The organism is Wolbachia endosymbiont of Leptopilina clavipes (genome assembly GCF_006334525.1).
GTDB lineage: Bacteria > Pseudomonadota > Alphaproteobacteria > Rickettsiales > Anaplasmataceae > Wolbachia.
Genome location: NZ_QJHA01000026.1, coordinates 40348 through 64735, shown reverse-complemented (window position 1 = coordinate 64735; position 24388 = coordinate 40348). Strand labels below are relative to the sequence as shown.

The window sequence follows — 24388 nt, the reverse complement described above, 5'->3', positions numbered from 1 at the left end:
TTGAAATAACATGTAAAACCACTTCGTGTAGGTGATGTATTATATTTTATCTACATGTCAAGGATCCTTCTTTCAACTTAAAGATGTTGCTAATCAGCACATACAAATGTAATATTAATTAATATTTATAAATAAAGCAATTCCATGGAAAGTAACTACAACGCTGACGCAATAAAAATCCTAAGAGGTCTTGATGCTGTAAGAAAGCGTCCAGGTATGTACATTGGTGATACTGATGATGGATCTGGTCTGCACCATATGGTGTACGAGGTTGTTGACAATGCGATAGATGAGTCTTTAGCTGGTTATTGTAGTAAGATTGAAGTTAGCATAAATGAAGATGGTTCAGTTTCTGTAACCGATAATGGTCGTGGCATTCCAACTGATATTCATGCAGAGGAAGGAATATCAGCAGCAGAAGTAATAATGACCCAATTGCATGCAGGAGGTAAATTTGACAGCAATACCTATAAGGTTTCTGGAGGATTACATGGTGTTGGAATTTCAGTTGTTAATGCGTTATCGAGTTGGCTGGAATTAACCATATGGCGCAATAAGAAGGAATATTTCATACGCTTTGAAGATGGTGAGTCTGTTGAATCTTTAAAGGTAATTAATGAAAACAAAAATAAAAGAGGAACTAGAGTAACGTTTATGCCATCAACGGGGACTTTTAGTAGTATTGATTTTAGTTACTCCACTCTTGAGAGTCGCATCAGAGAATTGGCATTTTTAAACTCAAATATTGAGATCATTTTGTGTGATCTCCGTAATAAACCACATGTAAAGTCTCATTTTAACGATAGTAAAGAGTCTGAAGATAATTTTGGTACAGCTAATTTTGTACGGTACTTAGACAAGAATAAGACACATGTTACTAAAATTGCCAGCATTAGAGATAATGTAAAAGATCTAGGTACCAGTGTAGAAATATCAATGGAGTGGAATGATTCCTACTATGAGAATATGCTATGCTTCACAAATAATATAAGACAACGGGATGGTGGTACGCATTTGGCGGGGTTTAGATCTGCACTAACCAGATGTATCAATAACTATGCAAACAATGAAGGTTTTTTGAAGAAGGCAAAAGTGAATTTGACTGGAGAAGATGTTAGAGAAGGCTTAACTTGTGTTTTATCTCTCAAGATGCCTGATCCTAAATTTTCTTCACAGACAAAAGATAAATTGGTCAGTTCTGAAGCGCGGGCAGTTGTAGAGAGCATAGTTTTTGACAAGTTGAGTACAATACTTGAAACTGACCCCAAGTTAGCAGCAAGTATAGTAGAAAGAGCGATTAGGTCAGCAAAAGGAAGAGAAGCCGCAAGAAAAGCACGAGAGTTAGTTAAAAATAAAAACAATATTAATATTGCAACTCTACCTGGAAAGCTTGCCGATTGTCAGGAAAAAGTTCCTGAGTTATCGGAATTGTTTATAGTAGAGGGTAATTCCGCAGGTGGTACTGCAAAGCAGGGACGTAATCGTAAAACACAGGCGGTACTTGCTTTAAGAGGGAAAATTCTAAACGTAGAACGTGCAGGGCTGGATCGTATTTTTTCATCTGCAGAAATTGGCTCTCTGATCACGGCAATTGGGGCTGGAATAGGGAGTGAGCACTTCGATATTGAAAAAACTAGGTATCATAAAATTATCATTATGACAGACGCAGACGTTGATGGCTCGCATATAAGAACTTTGATTCTAACTTTCTTTTTTAGACATATGCGTGAAGTAATTGAGAAAGGATATTTATACATAGCGCAGCCACCGCTCTATAAAGTTACAAAAAATGCTAAAGATACTTATATCAAAGATGATGAAACTTTTGAAGAGTATATAGTAAATTCAGCGATTAAAAGATTAACATTAAATGGTGTAGGCAAAGATTTGCGTTTCGTTTTGAATAAGTGCCTCAGTATTTCAAACATTAGCAAAAATTATGATAGGGAAATACCAAAAGATCTCTTAGAATCATTGCTAATTTTAAGCAAAAAGAATGCTCTATTGTCTGCTGATGAGATATTAAAATATTTAAAATTGATGTATAGTGAATATAATTGGGAAGTAGAAGTAAAAGATGAGGAAATTCACATTGCTAAATTGTTTCAAGGGTTAGCAGACAAATATGTATTCTCGCTTAGTATGCTTGAAAGTAAAGAAATACGGAATATATTGAGTTCTCTTGATAACATAATTGACTTATTTAATGGTGATTCATTTTTACAGTCGCAAGAAACTGAAATAAAAATAAAGTCTCCAAGTGCACTCGCAAAAATAGTGATGGATTATGGTAAAAAAGGTTTAACTCTGCAGAGATTTAAAGGCCTTGGTGAAATGAATGCTGATCAGCTTTGGGAAACTACACTCAATCCAGAAACTAGAACTCTGCTAAAAGTTGAAATAAAAGATTGTGAAGAAGCAGATAGCATATTCTCGGTGCTAATGGGTGATATAGTTGAACCACGTCGTGACTTTATAAATAACAATGCACTTAACGTGCATGATGTTGATATTTGATTTTAGAAACGCTAAACCCTTATGGCTTAGCATTGTGTGCCAAACCGGCTATTTAAAACGTACTACTAACCAATCCATTTCAGAAATCTGAATTGATCTCGGTTGTATTCCCGTTTTCGATCATAAATATATAGATTTTCTGTCCTATTATTGTTATAATTAATCCCTCGCTAAAATTGAATATTAATGAATGAATTGAGAAGGCTCACTATTACAGAGATGCATGATGGACTTAGGCGGAGAGATTTTTCTGCTGTTGAGCTTGTAGAGACGCATGTTAATGCAGTTGAAAATGAGCAACTGAATGCATTTGTAACAAAAACCCCAGAAATCGCGATAAAAGCTGCTAAAATAGCAGATGAATACTTTTTGAAACAAAAAGATAATATTTCATCACTTATGGGCATACCAGTTGGTGTTAAAGATTTATTTTGTACAAAAGGAATAAAAACAACGGCATGCTCAAAAATGCTGGAAAATTTCATCCCGACTTATGAATCTACGGTATCTAACTTGCTTTTAAAAAATGGAGCAGCCATGCTTGGTAAACTTAACATGGATGAGTTTGCTATGGGTTCTGCGAACACAAATAGCTATTTTGGTCCTGTTAAAAATGTATGGATTAGAAAAAGTGACGGAGAAAAAGTTGTTCCTGGTGGATCATCTGGTGGATCTGCAGCATCAGTTGCTGGGTTTTTATGCGCTGGAGCATTAGGAAGCGATACTGGTGGGTCTGTACGTCAACCAGCAGCTTATTGCGGAGTAGTGGGAATAAAGCCAACTTATGGAAGGTGTTCGCGTTTTGGTATGATTGCATTTGCGAGCTCTCTTGATCAAGCAGGAGTAATTACTCGTTCCGTTTCTGATTCAGCGTTAATACTGGAAACAATTTGTGGCTATGATGAAAAAGATTCAACATCGAGCAAAAGGCCAGTGCCTAAATTCTCTAATCTTATAAATGGTGATATCAAGGGTAAGCGCATTGGTATACCAAAAGAATATAGAATGGATGGAATTTCAGAAGAAATCGTTCATCATTGGGAAAAAGTTTCTTCCAATTTAAAAGAAAATGGTGCTGAAGTTGTTGACATTACTCTGCCTCATACTAAATATGCGATACCGGTTTACTATCTAATTTGTTCTGCTGAAACTTCATCTAACCTTGCTCGCTATGATGGTGTACGTTACGGATTCAGGGTTGATGCTGATATCCTTGAAGAAATGTATTCGCTAACAAGAGCAGAAGGTTTTGGTAAAGAAGTGAAAAGGAGAATTTTAATTGGTGCTTATGCGCTTTCTTCAGGTCATTACAATGAGTATTATGAAAAAGCACAGTGCATTAGGGCATTAATTAGAAATGATTTTATAAAAGCGTTTGAAAAAATAGATTACATACTTGTGCCATCTGCTCCAACAGAAGCTTTTGGCTTAAATGAAAAGCCAGACCCGCTAATTATGTGCATCAATGATGTGTTTACCGTGCCGGCAAGCTTAGCGGGGTTACCTGCTATTTCTGTTCCTGTTGGACTTTCCAATGAAGGCTTACCACTTGCTTTGCAAGTAATTGGAAATTATTACGATGAAGCTGGAATATTAAATATGGCAAGTGTGATAGAGCAAAATTGTGGCAGAATAGTTAATTCCCTTACGTAATATGTTTTCTTATAGTAACTATAGCATTATGATTATTTTGGCTATAGGAAACAAGAGCTTGATTTTTATAGCTAAATAAAAGACCATCAAAGGCACACATAAATATCTACAATGAAAGAAAAAACTTTCACAATCATTGATGGTTATGGTTTTCTTTTCAGAGCTTATTACGTTTTGCATCATTTGACTACCACAGCTGGTATTCCAGTAGGTGCTGTGTACGGTTTTCTTAATATGGTTCTGAAGTATATTTCCCATTCGGACTACTTAACTATAGCACTTGATTCTGGCAAAAAAAATTTCAGGCACAGTTTATATTCTGAGTACAAAGCAAACAGAGTAACACCTCCTGAGGATCTAATTCCACAATTTACAATACTGAGAGAAGCGGTAGAAGCTTTTAACTTCAGCTATGAAGAGATTGAAGGCTATGAAGCAGATGACATAATTGCAACACTAGCTGCAAAATATGCCAACCACGAAGACTTTAAAGTAGTAGTAGTCTCATCAGATAAAGACTTATTTCAACTTTTGAATTACAACATTCTAATATTTGATCCTATTAAAAATATATACATAGATGAAAAACAAGTGATAGAAAAATTTGGTGTAAATTCAAATAAGCTTCTTGATTTATTTTCTCTAACTGGAGATGCATCTGATAACATTCCAGGCGTTCCAGGAATAGGCCCAAAAACTGCAGCTAAATTGCTGGATAAATTTGATTCGTTGGATAACATTATAGAAAACATCAATAACATTGAGCAAACAAGAGTTCGTAATATTCTTACTGAGCATAAGGAAAAAGCACTAATTTCAAGAGAACTTTTGTCACTATGCAAAAAAGTAGATCTTCAACATGATATTGTAAAATATGAAGTCCATCCTCCAAATATGGAAAAATTGTTATCCTTTTTGAAGAAATATGAATTTAATTCATTGATAGGAAAAGTAGAAAAGCTCTTTTCTTATAGTGGATCTAGCACAAAAGAGAAAATAGAATATAGTAGTGAAGAATTAGAAAAATTTTTGGAGCATTGCAGATATGAAGGTAAAATTGCAATTCATTGCCACTTTGAAAACAATAGATTGAACAAAATCTCCTTATCTTGTAGTGAGGATAATATTTTCTACATAGATCAAAGCTGCCTACAAGATGCACTTACTATAATAAATTCAACTTTATTTTCAAATGGGGTGCTTAAAATAGTACATGATATTAGAAAGATCAGAGAAATATTTCCTACAATAGAGAGAGTGCTAGACTCAATTGATGACCTGATGATCATGTCATACAGCCTTGACACAGGTAAGCATGATCACAGCATTCCAAACATAATTGCACACAATTTAAGTAAAAATGTAGAAACTTTCTCGGCAAAAATTTTAATAGCGATCCATGAGAAACTGACACAAAGATTATTTCAGGAAAAACTTTTTGCGATTTACGAGCGCTTTGATAGACCTCTCATGAAAGTAATATTTGATATGGAGCAAAATGGAATACTGCTCAATATTCAAAAACTACAGGAATTGTCTGATAAGTTTGAGCAGCTAATTGCTGTACTTGAAAACGATATACATAATTTAGCAGGAGAAAAATTCAACATTGCATCGCCAAAACAATTAAGTGATGTTTTGTTTAATAAAATGGAGCTAAGTAAAAAGAAAAAGTCAAAATCTGGGTCTTATAGCACAAACTCTGAAGTTCTAGAGGCACTTGAAGAGGAGGGGACAGAAATCGCAGGTAAAATTTTAAGTTGGCGACATTCAAGTAAATTAAAGGGTACCTATACTGACGCGTTAATAAAACAGGTTGATCCGCTTGATGGTAGGATACATACAAGCTTTTCAATCACTGTGACTGCAACTGGAAGGCTGAGCTCTAGCAATCCTAATTTACAAAATATTCCTATCAGAAGCGAAGAAGGTAGTCTTATCAGGAAAGCCTTTATTGTGCCAAAAGGTTGCAAGATAATTTCTGCTGACTATTCACAAATAGAATTAAAAATCCTGGCACACGTTGCAAATGTTACCGCATTTAAAGAAGCTTTTGCAAACAGGCAAGATATTCATGATATCACTGCAAGACAAGTTTTTGGAGTGCAAGAAATAGATGAGCAATTAAGACGCAAAGCAAAAACCATTAATTTTGGCATTATATATGGCATTAGTCCATTTGGCCTTGCAAAGCGACTTGGCATTACCTTTCAAGAGGCTGCTGAATACATTAATTACTATTTTTCTTGTTACCCAGAAATAAAGGTCTATATGGAAAAAGCAGTATCTATCGCGAGAAATCATGGTTATGTAGAGACTTTGTTTGGTAGAAGATGTTTTGTAAGAGACATCAACAATAAAATTCCTTATCTAAGACAATTTGCAGAAAGGGCAGCAATAAATGCACCACTGCAGGGAACTGCTGCTGATATAATAAAACGCGCGATGATTCGGCTTTTTGATCAGTTAAAGTCAGGTAAAATAATCCTCCAGGTTCATGATGAATTACTTGTAGAAGTGGAAGAGAGCAGAGTGCAAGAAACAGCAAAACTTATGAAAGATATAATGGAAAATGCAGTAGAAATTTCTATACCACTTGAAGTAGAAATAAAAATTAGCGACAACTGGGGCTTTTCTTAATTATACCGTAGATCCTAAGAACCTGTCTTGAAAGGACTTAAGTAGTATCTGTTCAGATGCATGGCTAATGTGTAAATATTGAAGCAAAAGTAATGTCATCCCAGTGCTTGACACTGGGATCCAAATTGCTCACAAGCAACCTAATCATAGATATTAAAAGCAACGCTTTCAATGAGACTACAAAAGGCTGGATTCCAGTGTCAAGCACTGGGATGACACCTTATTGTTGTAAATTCACTTTTACCTTATTTTGCCACACCCCTGAACGGATGCCTTGAGTGGTTAATTTCGTAAGTATAATAGTAGTCATATTAAAGAGTTCTTGAAGTAAGGAGAGTACACTCATACGTCAAGCAAACAACATTTACCTAAAATCTGTGACATTAGCAGCTTTCTTGCCCCGCTTTCAGTAAACAGTGATTTTTCTATATATTAGAAAAATTTTTATTTTAATTAGCGTTAAACAGTAGGCGCCTATTGGTTTTTAGCTAAAGTAAAGGTCAAATATCTGGAATTCTAGACATAAAATCCCCCTGTGTAAAAAAAAGATTAGAAAAAAGTGCAGCGCACATACAACAGAGATTAAGCATATTTACATGCACTAAAGAAGATACGCTACGCTTTTTGATTAAAAATTTGACTGAAAAGTCTGCAGACAAAGATAGATTTTGAGCTCTTAAAATATCTCTAACTGTAATTATAATCAGATTTAAAATATATGGAAGCAATTTTTTACATTCCCTTATCACTTATATCATTTGTTACTCTTCTATTTTTTGCTTTATTCTTTTCTTTTTCCCCTTTCGATACAGGTTTTAGGAAATTTGAACTAATGCGAAAAATATGCTATAATTAAAGCATAGGTTAGTACGAATAGATCATTATGAATGAGATACTTTTCAAGAAGGAACATAAGGAAATTTACGATTACTTTGTGAAAGTATTAGAAGGTAAAGCCAAATTAAGGGAGAGCGAAGGAATAACTGATTATTTTATATTAGCTTATAAGAAGATACTACTAACTAATGTCAATCCAGAAGAGATAAGACCACTCAGTGAAGAGAATTTTTGTCAGTTTTTACTTTCTGTATTTAAAGAAGTTAGAGAGAAAAAATTAGCGAACAAAGAGAATGTCAAGAATGTTGAAATAAAGAAATTAGTAGATGATTGTGTAGCTGATATACGTGGTACAGAAGCTAAGGATTCACTAATAAAACTTGTTGGGTTACCATTGGGAATAAAAATAGACCCGAAAAATATTTCTGATTCTTGTATGAGTGGGCTAAAAGAGAAAATACCATTCTTAGGCGGTGGTAAAAAAGAGGATGATGAACCACCACTTAGTGATGAAGAGATGGTAACAAAGTTCTTACGTAAAGTTTTTCTTCCTATTCTTTTTTCCATTGCTTCAATATTAATTTTTGGTCCTACTACACTTGCAATAGTTGCTGCTGTTATTGGTACAATATTTGCCGTAAAGGGAGGAGTTGAGGTTCTTTTTTCAAATAATAGGCCAGGTACTTTATATGACCCTAGCTCACCAGATAAAGATGATACAGAAAAGAGAGAAAAATTGAATGAAAAAATTCGCAATGGCATTGATGATATTTTAAAAACCGAAATCAAAGAGATTACTGAACAAATTTCTCAGGGAGACGGAGAGAATAAACAGCATTTTACTTCTGAGCGAGTTTGCAGTCCACGAAAAGAAACACCTGCTACCCTTAAACAACCTACTTTAGATCAGCCAGCTAAAAGTACAGGACAGCAAACAGATTTACCAAATATGAAGAGGTCTTTTATTGTTTTATAACACATACAACAGGAGTATGATCAGATGGGTTTTCTAGTTTACGCAACCTATCATCTATGTAACATGTTTCCAATTTATCTGCAGCTTGTGGCGATAGCAGCATATGATCTATTCGCATTCCTTGATTGTTTCTGAGTGAATTGCCTTGATAATTCCACCAAGTGAATTGTTGTAAGTTGAGGTGAGATATTCTAAATGCATCTTTAAAACCAAGATTCAAGATCGCTCTTAATTTCTCACGCTCTTTTATATGAAAGCACACTTGGCCATTTAATAAATTTGAATCAAAAACATCAATTTCATCCAGTGCAACGTTATAATCGCCAGCTATAATAGTTAACTCTTCATTTTTCAACAAAGTGCCCATCCTTTCATATAGGTTATCAAAAAACTTGAGTTTATACTCAAAAGTATGAGAGTCTGGGCTTTGACCGTTTGGAACGTATACACTTCCTACCCTTACCTTATTATTGGTGTGTTTTATCACACACTCTATATAACGTGCTTCTTGATGACTCTCTACAATATCAATTTTAAACTTCTCCAGTATTGGATATTTAGATAAAACACAAACACCATTTCTTGCAACCTGTCCATAGACAGCATATTCATATCCTAATTCTTCTATCTCTGCATAAGGAAATTGCTCTTCTGTACATTTTATCTCTTGCAGCAAAACTATATCTATCTGACTATCAACTATAAAACTACAAAGTTGGTTAATTCTTTTACGTATGGAGTTTACATTCCAAGTTGCAATCTTTAGCATCAACAATCCTTATTAATTATATCAATTAAACTCTCCCCTGTAGGCAACCTCGATGTTATAATTTTTTTCCACTTGATTAACTTTAAACTATCAGCAATGTTTTTACTCATGGTATATGCAACTGTATTATTCATCACAGGAGATAGCCCACTTTTTAGAACTAATGAACAAAATACCCTTGCAGTTTGTGAGGAAAAAAAAGCAACGCTATCAATTTTAGCGTCCAATAGTAAATTTTTACACCTATTACTTAGACTCCTTTTAGTAATTGTTTTATAGAGTACAACTTCTCTTGCGTTAAAACCTTCTTCAGATAATCTTTTTTTTAGGTCACATGATACTTCTTGTCCCCTTATATATAAGAACTTTATTGCATTTGAATAATGAGATTTTATGAATGATATCAGACCATCAACGTTGCTGTCTGCTGAGATTATATCGGAAAATCCCAAATTTTTTGCAGCCTGCATAGTTGAATTACCAACTGTAATAATCGAAAAGTTATCCTCTTTGCATATTTGACTGAAAGCCTTTACACTGTTTTTACTTGTAGATATCACAACGTCAAATTCATACGTAGATATATCAGGATTTAAGTACTTTATTGTGAATACTGGCTCTATAAAAACTTTGTATCCATATTTTTTTAGCATGCTTCTTGTGCTCAACGAATCTAATAAAGGCCTTGTCAATAAAATAGACTTCATTCTGGTTTATTTCGCTAGCAGTAAAATGATATCCCTTATACACAAATTATTGAATAAAAATTTTATTTTTCAAGTTTCTTGCATAACCTAGAAAAAAAGGCAAGAGAAACTCCATAATTGGCCCAGTGCTAGAAAACTGATCTTAAATAAGCGAATGTTTTTGATCAAATGAAAAAAAGATGTTACTCACTGAGTAACATCTTTTTTAAGAAGATAGATAGTTTTGTTTACTCTCTATATCTTCATTTTTGGAGCTTGATGCTCTACATCGACTTCAGCAGTTACTGTTGAAGAAGGTCCCACCAATTTGTCCAAAGAACCTGTCTTTCTTAAGTCAGCTTGGATTTTTAACTTGCCATTTTTCTCAGTGAACATACCATGTTGCGGAGAAGAACTTGGTGAATTGAACCCACTATCAGAACTACGACGGTAACTGGCAAAGCTAGAAGTTGTAGCAGTACTGTCAGTGCTTAAAGAACCCATTGAATTGCTTCTTGGCGGTTTCTCCGGAGCAACATAAAAAAGGCTATTTCCTATCTCCGCAGATTGTATCTGATCCAACTCATAATCTTGATATCTTATATAAGTAGCTTCCTCTGGCTTTTTGCCACCTTTTAGTGATGATGAAAACTTGCTCAAAAGTGAAGTAGGTGCTTTTACTTCCTTATGCTCATTAGGATTTAATAATTCTGCTTTGCTGCTAACAGTACTTATAGAACTCGTTGAACTACTACCTGATAAGCTATTTTCCAGTGAATTCATAGAACTTGCTTTATGCCTTTTTGCTGACTTATTAAGCCTTTCTAAAGTACTAAAACGAGTATGCTCTTCCTTGCATTCTTTAATAACTTCCTTAATCTCATCATGATGTTCAGAAAAAATTTCATATAGGCTGCTATTATCTTTAGCTAACGAATGTTGCAACTTCTTAGCATCTAATTTATTGATAAAATCTATTTGCTGCTTCAATCGGTTGATCAACAGGTTCTTTTTGGCACTGTGTTGACCATCAACAGAATAAGCTTTCTCTAATATTTTTTCCCCCAGCTTAGAAAATATTTTCCTAGTTAAAGCAGAGCTATTCACACCTTTGTCTTCAAAAACTTCCTTGACAAACATTTCCTTTACACTATTAAAACTTCTCGTTTTTTCTTTTGTTTTCAAAATAACAGTTTGATCTTCATTACCTATTGAATATGCGATGCCATCTAAACTAGACATGCTTGCACCACTATCACTCATCTTCCTTCCAAGGTTTTGAATGTTATCCCCCATTTTTCTTAATGTAGAGCTAGATCTCTCTTGTGTTGACTGTTTTACAGAACTTGCAGTTTCTTTTACCGAATTCTTGGCATATACAGCACCATCTTTGATTTTTCCGCCAATATGCTTCGCTCCTTCAACTGTTTTTTCTGCTGACCATTTGAGCCCTTTATATCCAGATTGAACTGCTTTTACAGCAACTTTCGCAGCGAAAAATAGAGTAAGACCAACTATAGCACTTGGTATAGCAAGTGTTGCACCAACTGCCAAAAATGGTAACACTGCTGCAAATAATCCACTTGCTGCACCTACTACAAGGGCCTTATCTCCTTGCTTCATCTTGGAGAATTCTGTATCTCCTTTTAACAGATCCATAATTCTGTCTTTTAGCTTCTTGGGATCGTGAATGATATCTGAATTTAATGAAGAATCTTGAATCATTTTAAGATCATCTTGCTTAGTTTCAACAAAATTTGAAGAGTTTTTTTCATTAGGTGACATTTTAAACCTTCTATTAATTAAACATACTAATATTGTATATATCTGATTCTTAAGTTAGGGTTAATTCATCTAACAATGTCCACTTACTCTCAAATGATTTTGCTTGATGTGTTTTTTTGAAAGCACAGAAAATTAGTGATTGTTGCGGTATGATGTTTCGTTTGGATTAGCTATAGTTGAAGTAAAAACTCATCCTTTTGAAGGGGTGGATTTTTAGGAATCTCAGCAGGGGTTGATTTTGGATCTGATAATTCTGTATTTACCTTAGTTGGCTCTAATGGAGTTTCCTGCTCTTCTGGTTTATCATTCGGAATTGGAATAGGCCAATCCATAATGTTTTTTGGTATGTTTGTTCGAGCTTCTTCTTCCTTGGTCTTTTTTTGATCTGTTGAAGATGATGCATCAATACCTGCATTTGTACCTTGGTCTTGTGTTTTAGGAACTGTAGTTTCGTGATTACTTGCCTGGATTCGTCTACTTTCATATTCAGCTTCAGTTGAAGTAGCTACTTTCGCATTTACTTCACTGAACTCATCCGCAAGTGATCTTCCGGGTTCAAGTTGTCGAATTTTCCTCTCTAAATCTTCATTTTTTCTTTGTAGTTCACTGAATTCTTGAGACAATTGTTTCATCTCTTTAGCCAATGTATTGTTTTTCCCTTTTTCTTCCGTCAATTCTTCTAACAACTGCTTTTCGTGATTATCCTTTAAACCTTCTGCCAATGTTTTCTTGAGATCATTTTCAAAATTTGTATTCTTTTTTTCTAGTGTACTTAACTTAGCTTCACTTTGCTCTAATTTTTCCTGCTGCTCTTCATTTATTCTATTTGTTGACTGAATCTCACTTTCTTTATCTTTCAATTGATTAATTAAATCTGTTATTCTAGCATTTTTATCTTTTTGACTTTGTTCTAGTACGGTTACTTTTTGTGCTAATCGCTCTATGTCTTTATCCTTTTCAGCTAACTCTTTTTCCTTTCTTTTCAATTCATCTTTAAGTCTTGTGACTTCTTTTTCCAGATCTTGCTTTCCCTCGATTAATTGACTTGCTTTTGCTTCACCTTCTTCTGTTATCTTCGTATTACGGCTTTTTAACTCCGCGTTTTCCTTCTTGAGATATGTGTTTTCTTCCTCTAACTCATTTCCTTCTTGTTTGTTCTCTTCTTCATCACTAAACGTATCACTCTCAAATATTTCATCTTCACCATTAAATTCACTACTAATAGACAAAGAACTTCTGCGTGAAGAAGGTGTATTAAGAGCAGAATATCCACTGCTACTTGGTGTAGCTGACTGTGGTGAATCTTTTGTAAATGTTTCCTCTGCTGGTGTTTGCTGCTCGTTCACACTTTTGCCCATGTCAGTAAAAGCTTGATGCAGAGTTTTTCCGTTGATAAAAACTTCTTTATTCTGCTCAACTAATTTTAATACCTCTTCTGGGTCAGTTATTTCTCCAAATTTTGGTTCATCAATCACTCTTTTTATGCCCTTAGAACTTACTTCTACAGTCATGCTACAATCTATGCTATTGCCTTTAGAATCCTTAGCTTGCCAGTTAATGGTCATCTCACATGAGCTTGAACCAGTAAAATCATAGTGCCTTTCGCTGCCTTTTTTGGTTGCAGTTATTTGACTATCTTTCCCTAAAGATAGGTTATAAACCTTGCCTTCGTCACTGGCTCTTAAAAGGGTGCTAATCTCTATTGGTTTTTCTTTATTTTCAAATCTAATTTTAAATTCATTATCTTGTGTTGTATATACTAAGAAATTTTCACTTGGTAGAGATTCTGCGAATTTTTTATGTGTTGCATTTATTGATTGCTCAAACTTTTGAAACTCCTCTTTCCACTTTGAACTTACCTGTTCTTTAATGTTCTCATCTTTGTGTAAAGGACCAATAAAGTACCAGATTAAATTTTCTTCTTCTAGTTTTCTGATAAAATCCTGAAAATTTTTGCAAGATTTAATGAAACTTAAAATATCATTTTTCTTTTGCTCATCTACATCTAAACCTTGATTTTCAGCTATAAATAAGTTTTCTTTTAGCATAATTTCTATTTTTAGAGAACTATATTATAATATTAGCGTATTTTTTTAAAAAATCAACTAATCTTATAGTTAAATAAACTTGAGTATTTGGCGGGAATGTTATATATTAACCACTCCAAGAAGTGCAGTATGGACAATACTATTATAAGAAAATACGATATTAGAGGTGTGGTAGGCAGAGACCTGCAGATCAGTGATGGGTATGAAATAGGCAGAAAATTTGGTCAAACTGCAGCTAACGTTTGTGTAGGCTATGACAGCAGGATAGATTCACCAAGCATAGAAAAAGAATTAATCAGAGGCTTGATTTTATCCGGTGCGAATGTTATACGCGTTGGGCTCTGTTCTTCACCTATGCTCTACGCTGCAACAATGCAGGCAGATCTTGGGATTATGATCACTGCTTCTCATAATCCCAGAGAATATAACGGCTTTAAATTTTTCAGTAGTAAAAAAGTTTACTCAGATCAAGAAATGAAGGAAATTATAGGCAATACAATTAAAAACAGCACGAAAATTGGAAGCTTAATTAACACGAATATATATAGTGAGTACGTTAACATATTAAAAAATGCGCTCAAGAATAACGCTACACAAAAACTAAAAATAGCTTGGGATTTTGGCAATAGCCCAACAATTGTAAGGTATATTGAAAAGATTTTACCAGATCATATACACATCGTAACCAATAGCTTTATAGATGGAACGTTTCCACTGCATGACCCAGATCCCATAGAAGAGAAAAATCTTGCTCAGTTAATAGATATTGTCAAGAAAGATAAATGTGATCTTGGTATTGCACTTGATGGTGATGGTGATAGGGTACGCTTGATTGATAATAAAGGTAATGTTGTTTCCAATGATCACTTGTTTATGATTTTTTCACGTGAAGTATTGGCGGAACACCCAAAAAGCAAGGTTATTGCCAACGTAAAAATGAGTATGAAAGTGCATGATTTCGTTAGCAAATTAGGAGGGCAAATAATTACCTGTGCCACTGGACACTCACTAGTTAAGAAAAAGATGGTAGAAGAAGGAGCAAAGTTTGCCGGCGAACTGAGTGGACATTTTTTCTTTTCTGAGCTAGGTTTTGATGATGGACTATATTCTGCTATTAAAGCCATTGACATTTTACTTAAGAAAAACCAAAGCCTATCTGAGATGATTAAAGATTTACCAAAGTTATATATCACTCATGAAGTGAAAATTGTAGTGAAGGATGAGAAAAAATTTCAAATAATTGAATCAATAAAGGAGACACTAAAGCAGCAAAACATTGTATTTTCAGAGCTTGATGGAATAAAGGTAACTGATGATAAAGGTTGGTGGCTTCTTAGAGTATCAAATACGCAAAACTGCATAACAGCAAGATGTGAAGGAAATACCTTAGAAGATTTTGAATTCACTAAAAAAGTTTTGTTGTATTACATTGATGAACTAAAATTATACATTTAAATTTTTTTGATGATTTACTTATTCGTCAATGTTTGCAGTTTTGTTTGATTAGTAATAGGAATTGGTAACCTATAGCGAATTGCTGTGGATAATAGCTGTCTAGGATAGTTTAGCTATAGAAAATCAACACTCACTTTTCTTTATTGTTTTGAGGTTTTTCTTGATCAATCATTTCCTCACCGATCTCTTTTATTTTTAGTATCAATGACTCTGGTACATACATGTTAATTACTTCTTCTGTTGTCACAAATAAAGCCTGATAAGAGTGTGAATTTATTATCCAATTGGGCAATATGTCTTCTGCGTCTATTTTAGACTCTCCCTCTTTTTTATCATATACTGTGTGGCAATATAAGTGCACAGCAAAAAATAGTACATAAGAAAGCAATATTCCTCTGAGTGCTCCGACAAAGATTCCAGTAACTCTATCCATTAATCCCAACCTTATAGGTGATAATATGTACATTAGCCAGTTATTCATTGTCATGAATGTAAGATTAAGTATGATAAATACAGAGATTGTAGAAAGTATGTTTTGTGTAACTTTAGAGTCAAAATACTTACTATAATTTATAATAAAAAAATCATAGTAACTAGCTGTCAAAAAGACTGATAAGAGCAAGAACATTAATGCACATAGCTCTTTTATAAAACCTCTAGTTATCGATATTATTACACACAAGACAATAATAAAGATAATTAGGCTATCGAAAAACATATTTTGTATCTATATGATTTTCAAGATATAATAGTTGTAAATAACAAAGTTGTAAAATTAATTGTGTTGATATTTTATCAGCTGGTCTAAGTACCGAGCAATCATATCAACTTCTAAATTTAGGTAATTACCTATTTTATTATGCTGAAAAGTTGTGTTTTTCCATGTATAGGGAATGATATTCACAGTGAATTCTTGATCGACAACTGAATTTACTGTAAGGGAAACTCCATCTAGCGTTACAGAACCTTTTTTTGCAACAAATTTAATTAATTCTTGTGGGCATGATAGTCTGATTTCATGAGATTCTAAATTTTGATTGATTGTTAAAATTTCTGTTGTGTCATCCACATGACCCTGAACCAAGTGGCCGTCAATTCTGTCACTCAGTTTCATTGCTTGTTCTAGGTTTATTTTTTTCCCTGTTTTCCACGTATTTAAGTTAGAAACCTTCATGGTTTCTTGAGATACTTGAACTGTGAATACATTGCTCATTATGTTGACAACAGTTAAACACACTCCGGAGCAGGATATTGAATCTCCTTTGTTTATAGAGGATAAATTTTGTGTCTCAATATGGAAGATTTGATCAGAGTTAGGGTGGATAGTGATATCAGTTATAGTGCCAATATCTTTGATAATTCCTTTAAACATGCAATAAAATAAATAATTATATCACAAAAGATCTTATTTGTTAGGTGCGCAAAGGAAGATCTTTTTTACTTATCTGCTCAATAGATTCTACAGAATATTCAGAATATAGAAAGTAAGCCAGGTTCAAAACGCACAGTGTAATTAATATTGGTAACCCTATGTTTAATGTTAGACCGATACTTTCCCTTTTTTCTGTTGGCACCAATTCCTTTAAAATTGACACTTTTCCCAGCGGCAAGTGCCATAGGCAGAGTGCTGATATAGAAGCTGCTACTAAAAATAGACAAAAATAAGTCTCTTTCGAAGAAAACATAGCTTTTAATGGTGATTTGAGCCTAATATTAGTAGGCAATCGAGTTTTAGCTTCATTTGTTTTGGTAAATGGTCTACAGCTTTGCTTGGTAAAATTTCATGAGAAACATTTTTAGGCTGTGGAGAAGGTTGGCCTGAAACTAATTTAATCAACTGCTCTTTTTTTCTATATACTTGCTTTTGTAAATATTCTTTACCTAAAAGTGAATTATTAGGGGTTTGTGGCCTTTTGAGTACCTCTAGCACTTCTGATATCTCATCTGGTTCTAATACTTCATGTAATTGTTTATCTTGAAAGTAAACAATATTAAACACTGAGTTGGAAATATTGTGAAATATTTCTGGATCTTGATTTTTGTATCCATTCATCACTTCAATAAATATTTCATCGAGTTTTTTTCCCTTATGCTCAGCCAAATTATCTATCATAGCTACTCTAGCATCAATTTGAGCTTGTTTTATGATTGATTGTTTTTCTTCTTGCAATAATTCTTTAGCCTGCTTTTTTGACTTCTTTTTTCTATTAGCCTTAAAATAATCTGTGTGTGACCTAATTTGACCTATATCCCGCTCTGTTTCTTGAGGGACTAAATTTCCTATACTACCCTCTGTTATCCGAGTGTCTAACACTGGTTCTTTTTCTTTTTGGTCAAGTGCTGGAATAACACCAGGTGGCATATTGTTACTCTGTATAGAAAATTTGGGCAGTTGTGGGAAAAAGAATTGTGCCGTATTAAAAAAATTGAATGGCTGAAAAAGAGACCTAAACCAGGAAATATTTTCATGCATTGCAGCAACAATTACTGGTGCGCGTGTAATTTGCTTTCTGTTACTTACTATATTGTAGCCAAACGAACCTTGCACAATTTGGTTGCCTTGCGTGTTCCCTTTTTCAACCACATTTTCGTTTTTATTTTCAGTTTCTTCTGCTTGTAACGTATCTTGACTTTGCTCCTCGCTTTTAGCTTTTTCTACATGTTTTAGCTTCTCATTTAAGAGTGCCTCGATTTGTTGCAAGCTATCTAGATTGATGTTTTGTCTGTTTTTAGCGTTATCGTTATGCCCTGCAGAAGGATTTGAATTGAAGCATTACTTATGAATTCTTCTACAGTTTTATTCGCTTTATGGTGGTTGTTGTATAGTTCTTCACTTTCTTTTGGTACTTTTATATTGGCTGTGAAGTTTTTCTCCTGAGAAAGGCAGATTTAAAAAAGTCAATTAAATGTTTTATTTGAGGTAATATTGTATTAGGGTTTACCTCTGTTAGCAGCTTGAGCTTAAATGAAAACTCTTGTGTATCACTTACAACACTTCTTGAGCGAATGGTGCTAATCTCCAGTACTTCATTAGAAAATGCCTTACTTATTTTTTTAGATCTATCCTTAAAAAACTTAGGTAAACCCTCAATTTCGTATTTTTTCTTAGTTTCTATGTTACTACTATGCATGAGTAAATTTTTTAATGTAGAGTGAAATAAAAAAAACATAATTAGTCAATAAATTAATAATTATAGCACCCTTGCATAACAGCGGCGCGTTAGATTCAATAAGAGCAGAAGAAGTTACTTTACAAACCTCATCAGTTTCCTTATCATGACAATAAGAGTATTTATCCTTGTTTTTGATCTGCGCAGATTCAATGACAAAATTCAGTAAAAAAACTCAGATATTTATTGGCAAATTACATAAAATTATAGCGGCTGCATGTTTTTTAAATTTTTTCTACTTCAGCCAAAACACGCTTGTTAGCACATTATCAATTTACATTATAAAACTCACTACTGGGAGATTCTTTTGCCTTTTTTTTGCTTGGTGAATTTCTTAATATTTTGGATTTGTTAGGAGTCCTATAGAGATGTCATTCCAGCACTTGATGCTGGAATTCAGGAATTTTTTGAGCACGAAAGTTATGCTAAGTTTTTATTGTTAAGTAAAGGCTGGATTCCAGTGTCGGAGCACTGGAATGACAGGAGAAGGAAACACTCGGATAGGGGCAATTTTAATGATACCATCATAGAGATCAGCTACTCTGATGACAACTTTTTATGCGAATAGTTTTATTGATGATATTAAAGATTTCACTATAATGAAAGTTTAAGCTAGCGTTTTTAAGGTGAATAAAGAGCTAATAAGTGAAATACCTTTACTTGAAGATAAGGCAGTTTCTGAGATTGAAAATGCTGCTTCTTTGCAAGATTTAGAAAAAGTTAGGTTGTCATACTTGGGGAGAAAGGGTCTAATAAAGGCTTATTTCGATGACTTAAAGAATATAGATGATGCAGGAGAAAAACGCGACCTAGGTGCAGTGATTAATGTTTTACGCAATAAGATAGACCAGCTTATAACAAGCAAAGAAAATGAACTAAAAGATAAAGAAGTTAAGTTAAAACTGCAAAATGAAGCAGTTGATATCACACTGCCTGTCAGACCAGAAAGAATTGGCAAGATTCATCCACTGAGCAAAGTTATAAGTGAAGTAAAGCTCATTTTTGCACATATGGGCTTCAAAGCAGTTGATGGTCCTGATATTGAAGATGAATTTCACGTGTTTGATGCGCTAAATACTCCAAGTCATCATCCTGCGCGAGAGGAGCAAGATACCTTCTACTTAAAGAATAAAATAAACGATAAAAGAATGGTGCTGCGCACTCATACCTCATCTGTGCAGATTAGAACTATGGAAAAGACAAAAGCTTTTCCAATTAAAATAGTGGCTGCAGGCAGGGTATACAGAAATGACTTTGATGCAACTCACACTCCTATGTTTCATCAGATAGAAGGGCTTTATGTTAATGAAAATGTCAATATGGGCCAATTAAAATTTACTATTCATCGCTTCCTTAGTAAATTTTTCGGAGATAAAGGTCTAAAAATACGCTTTCGTAATAGTTTTTTTCCTTTTACTGAGCCTTCTGCAGAAGTGGACATAAGTTATAAAGGTAGTAAATGGATTGAAGTACTTGGATGTGGTATGGTGCATCCAAATGTCTTTAAAAATGTTGGAATAGACCATACTAAATATAGTGGCTTTGCATTTGGGATTGGTATAGAAAGGCTAGCAATGCTGAAATATCAAATTAGTGATCTAAGGAGCTTTTACGACAATAGAGTTAGTTGGCTCAACCATTATGGTTTTCATTTTTCGTCTTTAAGATAGGTGACAAATAAATCTTATACATTTGTTGTACTTGCTGCTGGGCATGGTAAACGAATGAATTCAAGCTTGCCTAAGGTTCTGCACAAAATAGGTAATTTCTCCATGCTTGAGCATGTCATTTACAATGCAAAGCAGCTGAATCCTGAAAAAATAGTTATTGTAGTCGATTTGCCTTTAACTCAAAGGCTGAAATGCTTTGAGGGTATAAAACTAATTACACAAGAGTCAACGCTCGGTACAGGGGATGCAGTCAAAATTGCAATGAGAAACCTGAAAGAATTGTCAGATATAGTTGTTGTGCAGTATGGGGATACTCCACTAATAAAAAGCAGCACAATAACTAAAATGATAAGCTGCTTAGGAGAGAGCAATGCTTTAGTTTGTCTTGGGTTTAAAACTAATAATAAAGGATACGGTAGACTAATTATTGAGAACGGTTCCCTAAGAGAAATCGTAGAAGCACAAAATGGTAGAAATAATGATGAGGAATTTCTTGCTAATGCCGGAATAATGGTTGCACATGAAAAGAATCTACGTGAATTGGTGGAGAAAATAGAGTGTAATAACCAAGCTCATGAATATTACTTGACCGATATCGTTGCCATTGCAGTAAAGAGTAATTTAAATGTCGGCTATGTTATTGCTGATGAGGAGGAGGCAACTGGCATAAATAATAGGAATGACCTTGCAACGGCCGAGTTTTACTTTCAAGAAGAAAAAAGAAAGTTTTTCACTAACTCTGGAGTAACGCTTGTTGCTCCAGAAACTGTTTTCTTCTCTCTTGATACGCAAATTGGTATGGATTCGATTGTTTACCCATACGTTTTTTTTGGTCCTGGAGTAAAAATAGGATCTGGTGTTAGGGTTGGTCCATTTGCCAAATGTGAAAATACAACAATAGGTGATGGTGCAATCATAGGTAATTTTGTTGAAACAAAAGCAAGTGATATAGGTATAAATACTAAGATAAAGCATTTAAGTTATATAGGAAATACTCAGGTAGGGCAGGGGAGTAACATAGGTGCAGGTACTGTTGTTTGTAATTATGATGGTAAAAAGAAACGTAAAACAAATATTGGAAGCAATTGTTTTATTGGTGCCAATAGTTCATTAATTGCACCGCTTAATGTGCATGATGACTCTGTCATTGCAGCAGGTAGCGTTATAGTGAAAGATGTGCCAAAGGGAAGTCTTGCAATTGCAAGAGAAAGGCAAGTAACTAAAAAAATAAAATAATTCCAATTTTTTCTTGATGGTTATGCTTATATATGCATATGCTGAGATCTTAGATAAAAATGAAAAAATTATTTACCTTGTTGGTTTGTTGTTCTCTTTCAGTACCATCTTTTGGAGTTGATTGGATTAAAGATAGAACCTACATCTCTCCGTCGTATGGCATGCTTGGTATTAATTATGATCTTGGTTATCATTATACAGATAGCATTAAAATTTTATTTGGTTTTGTAGCTAAGCCTGTTATAAGTGAATGGGTTTTAGACGTGGTACTTGCGGCAAAGCTTCGTTATCATTATAAATTTGAAAGTACGGATATTACTCCTTATGTTACTTTTGGTGCAGGAGGTGGCATTAAAGCATCTCTACTAATGCCGCGAGGTCAACAGACAGACGTAGAAAAGTTTTTTTCCTACCAGATAGATGCTGGTATTAATCTTCCACTTTCTGAGGTAACGAATCTTTTTGTTGGCTACAAGCTGCAAAAGTTCCGTGAACTTTTGCATGGGGTTGAATTTGGAATGAGTTTTAATTTGTAAGCTCCGATTGAATGTTTTTAGTGAAAGCTTGAGTTTTTGTTAACGTCGTAAAGTTTTCATGAGACTAAGAGAATTTGAGAGTAGTCAAGTTTTAAAACTTGACTACTCTCCACGAGGAAAAGCAGATAAAGGTAGAAGTATTTCATGTTTTTATTTATATTGACAGTATGTGTAACATCATTTACGATTAGTGTTAATAACAATAATTGATATTTGTCATGTTTGCAGTAATCGAAACTGGTGGAAAGCAGTATTTAGTAAAAAAAGGCAGCATAATTAAAGTAGAAAGATTACAAGCTGAAGAAAAAGAGGAAGTGGAAATCAATAAAGTGATTTGTGTTTCAAACAATGGCTTATCTTGTTCATCTAATGCTGTTGTTAAAGCTGAAGTACTGGAGCAGTGTAGAGATAAAAAAATTATAATCTTTAAGAAAAAGAGAAGAAAAAATTACCGTAGGAAAAATGGTCATAGGCAGTATATTACTGTTCTTCGTATCAATGAAATTAGTCTTCAAAAGTAAGAGGTAAGATATGGCAACTAAAAAATCAGGTGGTAGTTCCTGTAATGGTAGAGATTCGGCAGGGCGTCGGCTCGGGATAAAGAAGAATGGTGAGGTTATTCCAGGTAACATAATTGTACGTCAAAGAGGTACAAAATTTCATCCTGGAAAGAATGTTGGTATGGGTAAAGATCATACGATTTTTGCTAAAACGAAAGGCTGGGTGAGTTTTAGAAAATCAGCAAATAAAAAGACGTTTATTGATGTTGTGCCTACAGATGATATGCAAGCCTTGGCTTGAATAGATACGGGTCTGTAGCTCAGGTGGTTAGAGCGCACGCCTGATAAGCGTGAGGTCGGAGGTTCAACTCTTCCCAGACCCACCATTTAAATTTGCAATAGTTTTGATATCGTGTAACTAAGCGATGGTTTTACATAAGAATTCAGTAACCAGTGAATCAGTAGCAGCCGGTCATCCAGACAAAGTAGCAGACCAGATTTCAGATGCAATACTTGACGAATACCTTTTTAATGACTCTTCCTCTCGTACTGCAATAGAGACTTTAGTTACTAAAGATAATGTTATTATAGCTGGGGAAGTATTTGGGCCGAACATTGAAAATAGCAAGATTGAAAGTATTGTACGGAATACAATAAAAGATATTGGTTATGAGCATGATGGTTTCCACTGGGAAACAGTGAAAGTAAATATATTACTACATGAACAATCAAATGACATTGCAATAGGTGTGGATCAAGGTGCTGGGGATCAGGGCATAATGTATGGCTATGCAACAATAGAGACAGAAAGCCTCATGCCAGCACCCATTTTTTATGCACACTCGATTCTGAGAAATATCATGAGTATGGTCAAAGAGGTAAAGCTTGGTCCGGATGCAAAATCGCAAATCACTTTGGCGTATGAGAATAACCTTCCAGTGCGTGCTGAAAGTATTGTTGTTTCAATACAGCATCTTGAGGATCTGAGTCAATCGAAAGTGAAGGAAATAATTTATCCTTACATAGCTTCATCTTTACCTGAAGGGTGGATGTGCCCTAAAGAAAATCTCTTAGTCAATCCAACAGGTAGATTTGTTATCGGTGGACCAGTTGGTGATTGTGGTTTAACCGGACGAAAAATTATGGTTGATAGTTATGGAGGCTATATTCCACATGGTGGAGGGGCATTTTCTGGAAAAGATGCAACAAAAGTTGATAGATCCGCAGCTTATATGGCGAGATACCTTGCTAAAAATATTGTTTTTGCCGGCTTGGCTAAACGTTGCCTTGTACAGCTTTCTTATGCAATTGGTGTTTCAAAACCTACTTCATTTTACATTGATACATTTGGCACAAATACAGTAGATGAAGAGAGGATTAAAGGATTTATTGAAGGTAACATAGATTTATCAACTAAAGGCATAATCAGACATTTATCACTTAATCGTCCTATATATAAACGTACAGCCTGCTATGGACATTTCGGTAAAAAGCTAGAAAATGATGGTGGATTTTCTTGGGAAGGTGTGGAACTATCTACAGATTTTTGTAGAGAATTTAATATAGAAGATAAAAGTAAAGCTGCTTTAAAGTTTTGATTTATAGCTCGATACTGATATAATAACTTATTATTAGTGTAAGTAGCTTTTTATACTAATTCTAGCAGCTTTTATATTTATGAGGTTTATACAATGTCTAACAAACCGAAAGAAGAGTTTTACGATATTGCTATAAGAGAATCATCCGATCTTATTGAAAAAATAAAAGGACATCCTTTCAATGTTGAGTTGATGAATAATACGCTAGATTATGAAAAGTTCAAATTTTATCTTCAGCAGGATTTTTTGTATGTAGTAGACTGCACTCGTGCTTTATTGATTATTGCAGCTAAATTTAATGACGTTGAAATA

At 34.2% G+C, this 24388-nt stretch carries 17 protein-coding genes, 1 tRNA gene and 2 pseudogenes; 13 read left to right on the top strand and 7 right to left on the bottom strand.

Translation table 11 applies throughout. The annotated features are described in order from the left end of the window. The first annotated feature begins 144 nt into the window (after positions 1–144). From gyrB to OUY_RS02465, 4 genes are all read left to right on the top strand, one after another. Entirely contained in the window at positions 145–2517 is a 2373-nt protein-coding gene (gene gyrB / locus OUY_RS02485; RefSeq protein ID WP_139686601.1) for a DNA topoisomerase (ATP-hydrolyzing) subunit B, read from the top strand. A 186-nt stretch (positions 2518–2703) separates the two neighbouring features. After that, the gene (gene gatA / locus OUY_RS02480; RefSeq protein ID WP_139686600.1) at positions 2704–4170 is read left to right on the top strand and encodes an Asp-tRNA(Asn)/Glu-tRNA(Gln) amidotransferase subunit GatA; all 1467 of its coding nucleotides are present in this window, start codon (positions 2704–2706) and stop codon (positions 4168–4170) included. Between the two features lie 111 nt (positions 4171–4281). Then, on the top strand, positions 4282–6810 hold the full coding sequence (gene polA / locus OUY_RS02475; protein WP_139686599.1) for a DNA polymerase I: 2529 nt from the start codon (positions 4282–4284) through the stop codon (positions 6808–6810). An 883-nt stretch (positions 6811–7693) separates the two neighbouring features. Beyond that, the gene (locus OUY_RS02465; protein WP_139686598.1) at positions 7694–8623 is read left to right on the top strand and encodes a hypothetical protein; all 930 of its coding nucleotides are present in this window, start codon (positions 7694–7696) and stop codon (positions 8621–8623) included. On the opposite strand, the gene OUY_RS02460 is transcribed toward OUY_RS02465, so the two are convergent. From OUY_RS02460 to OUY_RS02445, 4 genes are all read right to left on the bottom strand, one after another. Then, positions 8610–9392, bottom strand: a complete 783-nt coding sequence (locus OUY_RS02460) for an exodeoxyribonuclease III (protein WP_010407149.1) — start codon at positions 9390–9392, stop codon at positions 8610–8612. The genes OUY_RS02465 and OUY_RS02460 overlap by 14 nt on opposite strands. Beyond that, positions 9392–10099, bottom strand: a complete 708-nt coding sequence (locus OUY_RS02455; protein ID WP_139686597.1) for a uroporphyrinogen-III synthase — start codon at positions 10097–10099, stop codon at positions 9392–9394. Before OUY_RS02455 ends, OUY_RS02460 begins: the two co-directional genes overlap by 1 nt. Positions 10100–10333: 234 nt before the next feature. Next, on the bottom strand, positions 10334–11863 hold the full coding sequence (locus OUY_RS02450; RefSeq protein ID WP_139686596.1) for an actin-bundling T4SS effector WalE1 family protein: 1530 nt from the start codon (positions 11861–11863) through the stop codon (positions 10334–10336). A 170-nt stretch (positions 11864–12033) separates the two neighbouring features. Further along, a complete protein-coding gene (locus tag OUY_RS02445; protein WP_139686595.1) occupies positions 12034–13911 on the bottom strand; it encodes a coiled-coil domain-containing protein in 1878 nt (625 codons plus the stop codon). A 129-nt stretch (positions 13912–14040) separates the two neighbouring features. Here OUY_RS02445 and OUY_RS02440 point away from each other — a divergent pair, with 129 nt between their 5' ends. Next, positions 14041–15366: a phosphomannomutase/phosphoglucomutase gene (locus OUY_RS02440; protein WP_010407162.1), complete on the top strand. Its 1326-nt coding sequence runs from the start codon at positions 14041–14043 to the stop codon at positions 15364–15366. 130 nt (positions 15367–15496) lie between these two features. Here the strand turns inward: OUY_RS02440 and OUY_RS02435 are convergent, their stop codons facing one another. The 3 genes and pseudogenes from OUY_RS02435 to OUY_RS02425 all read right to left on the bottom strand — a co-directional run bounded on the left by OUY_RS02435 (position 15497) and on the right by OUY_RS02425 (position 18497). Then, entirely contained in the window at positions 15497–16084 is a 588-nt protein-coding gene (locus OUY_RS02435; protein ID WP_029237697.1) for a CvpA family protein, read from the bottom strand. Between the two features lie 57 nt (positions 16085–16141). Further along, entirely contained in the window at positions 16142–16738 is a 597-nt protein-coding gene (locus tag OUY_RS02430; protein ID WP_139686594.1) for a riboflavin synthase, read from the bottom strand. Between the two features lie 40 nt (positions 16739–16778). After that, positions 16779–18497, bottom strand: a pseudogene (locus tag OUY_RS02425) (hypothetical protein). A gap of 665 nt (positions 18498–19162) precedes the next feature. Between OUY_RS02425 and pheS the strand changes: the two are divergent. From pheS to OUY_RS06755, 8 genes and pseudogenes are all read left to right on the top strand, one after another. Continuing rightward, entirely contained in the window at positions 19163–20206 is a 1044-nt protein-coding gene (gene pheS / locus OUY_RS02420; protein ID WP_010404527.1) for a phenylalanine--tRNA ligase subunit alpha, read from the top strand. After that, positions 20207–21442, top strand: coding sequence for an NTP transferase domain-containing protein (locus tag OUY_RS02415; protein ID WP_010404529.1), 1236 nt, complete (start codon positions 20207–20209; stop codon positions 21440–21442). 59 nt (positions 21443–21501) lie between these two features. Next, positions 21502–21978 carry a hypothetical protein gene (locus OUY_RS02410; RefSeq protein WP_139686593.1) on the top strand — a complete coding sequence of 159 codons (477 nt, stop codon included), beginning with the start codon at positions 21502–21504 and terminating at the stop codon, positions 21976–21978. 218 nt (positions 21979–22196) lie between these two features. After that, positions 22197–22499 carry a 50S ribosomal protein L21 gene (gene rplU / locus OUY_RS02405; protein ID WP_007302510.1) on the top strand — a complete coding sequence of 101 codons (303 nt, stop codon included), beginning with the start codon at positions 22197–22199 and terminating at the stop codon, positions 22497–22499. Positions 22500–22509: 10 nt separating this feature from the next. Then, positions 22510–22779, top strand: a complete 270-nt coding sequence (gene rpmA / locus OUY_RS02400; RefSeq protein WP_006012184.1) for a 50S ribosomal protein L27 — start codon at positions 22510–22512, stop codon at positions 22777–22779. Between the two features lie 8 nt (positions 22780–22787). Then, positions 22788–22864, top strand: a tRNA-Ile gene (locus OUY_RS02395). 39 nt (positions 22865–22903) lie between these two features. Then, positions 22904–24076 carry a methionine adenosyltransferase gene (gene metK / locus OUY_RS02390; RefSeq protein ID WP_139686592.1) on the top strand — a complete coding sequence of 391 codons (1173 nt, stop codon included), beginning with the start codon at positions 22904–22906 and terminating at the stop codon, positions 24074–24076. A gap of 93 nt (positions 24077–24169) precedes the next feature. After that, positions 24170–24343 (top strand): annotated as a pseudogene (locus tag OUY_RS06755) (thiaminase II/PqqC family protein); the annotation flags it as partial. Positions 24344–24388: the final 45 nt, after the last annotated feature.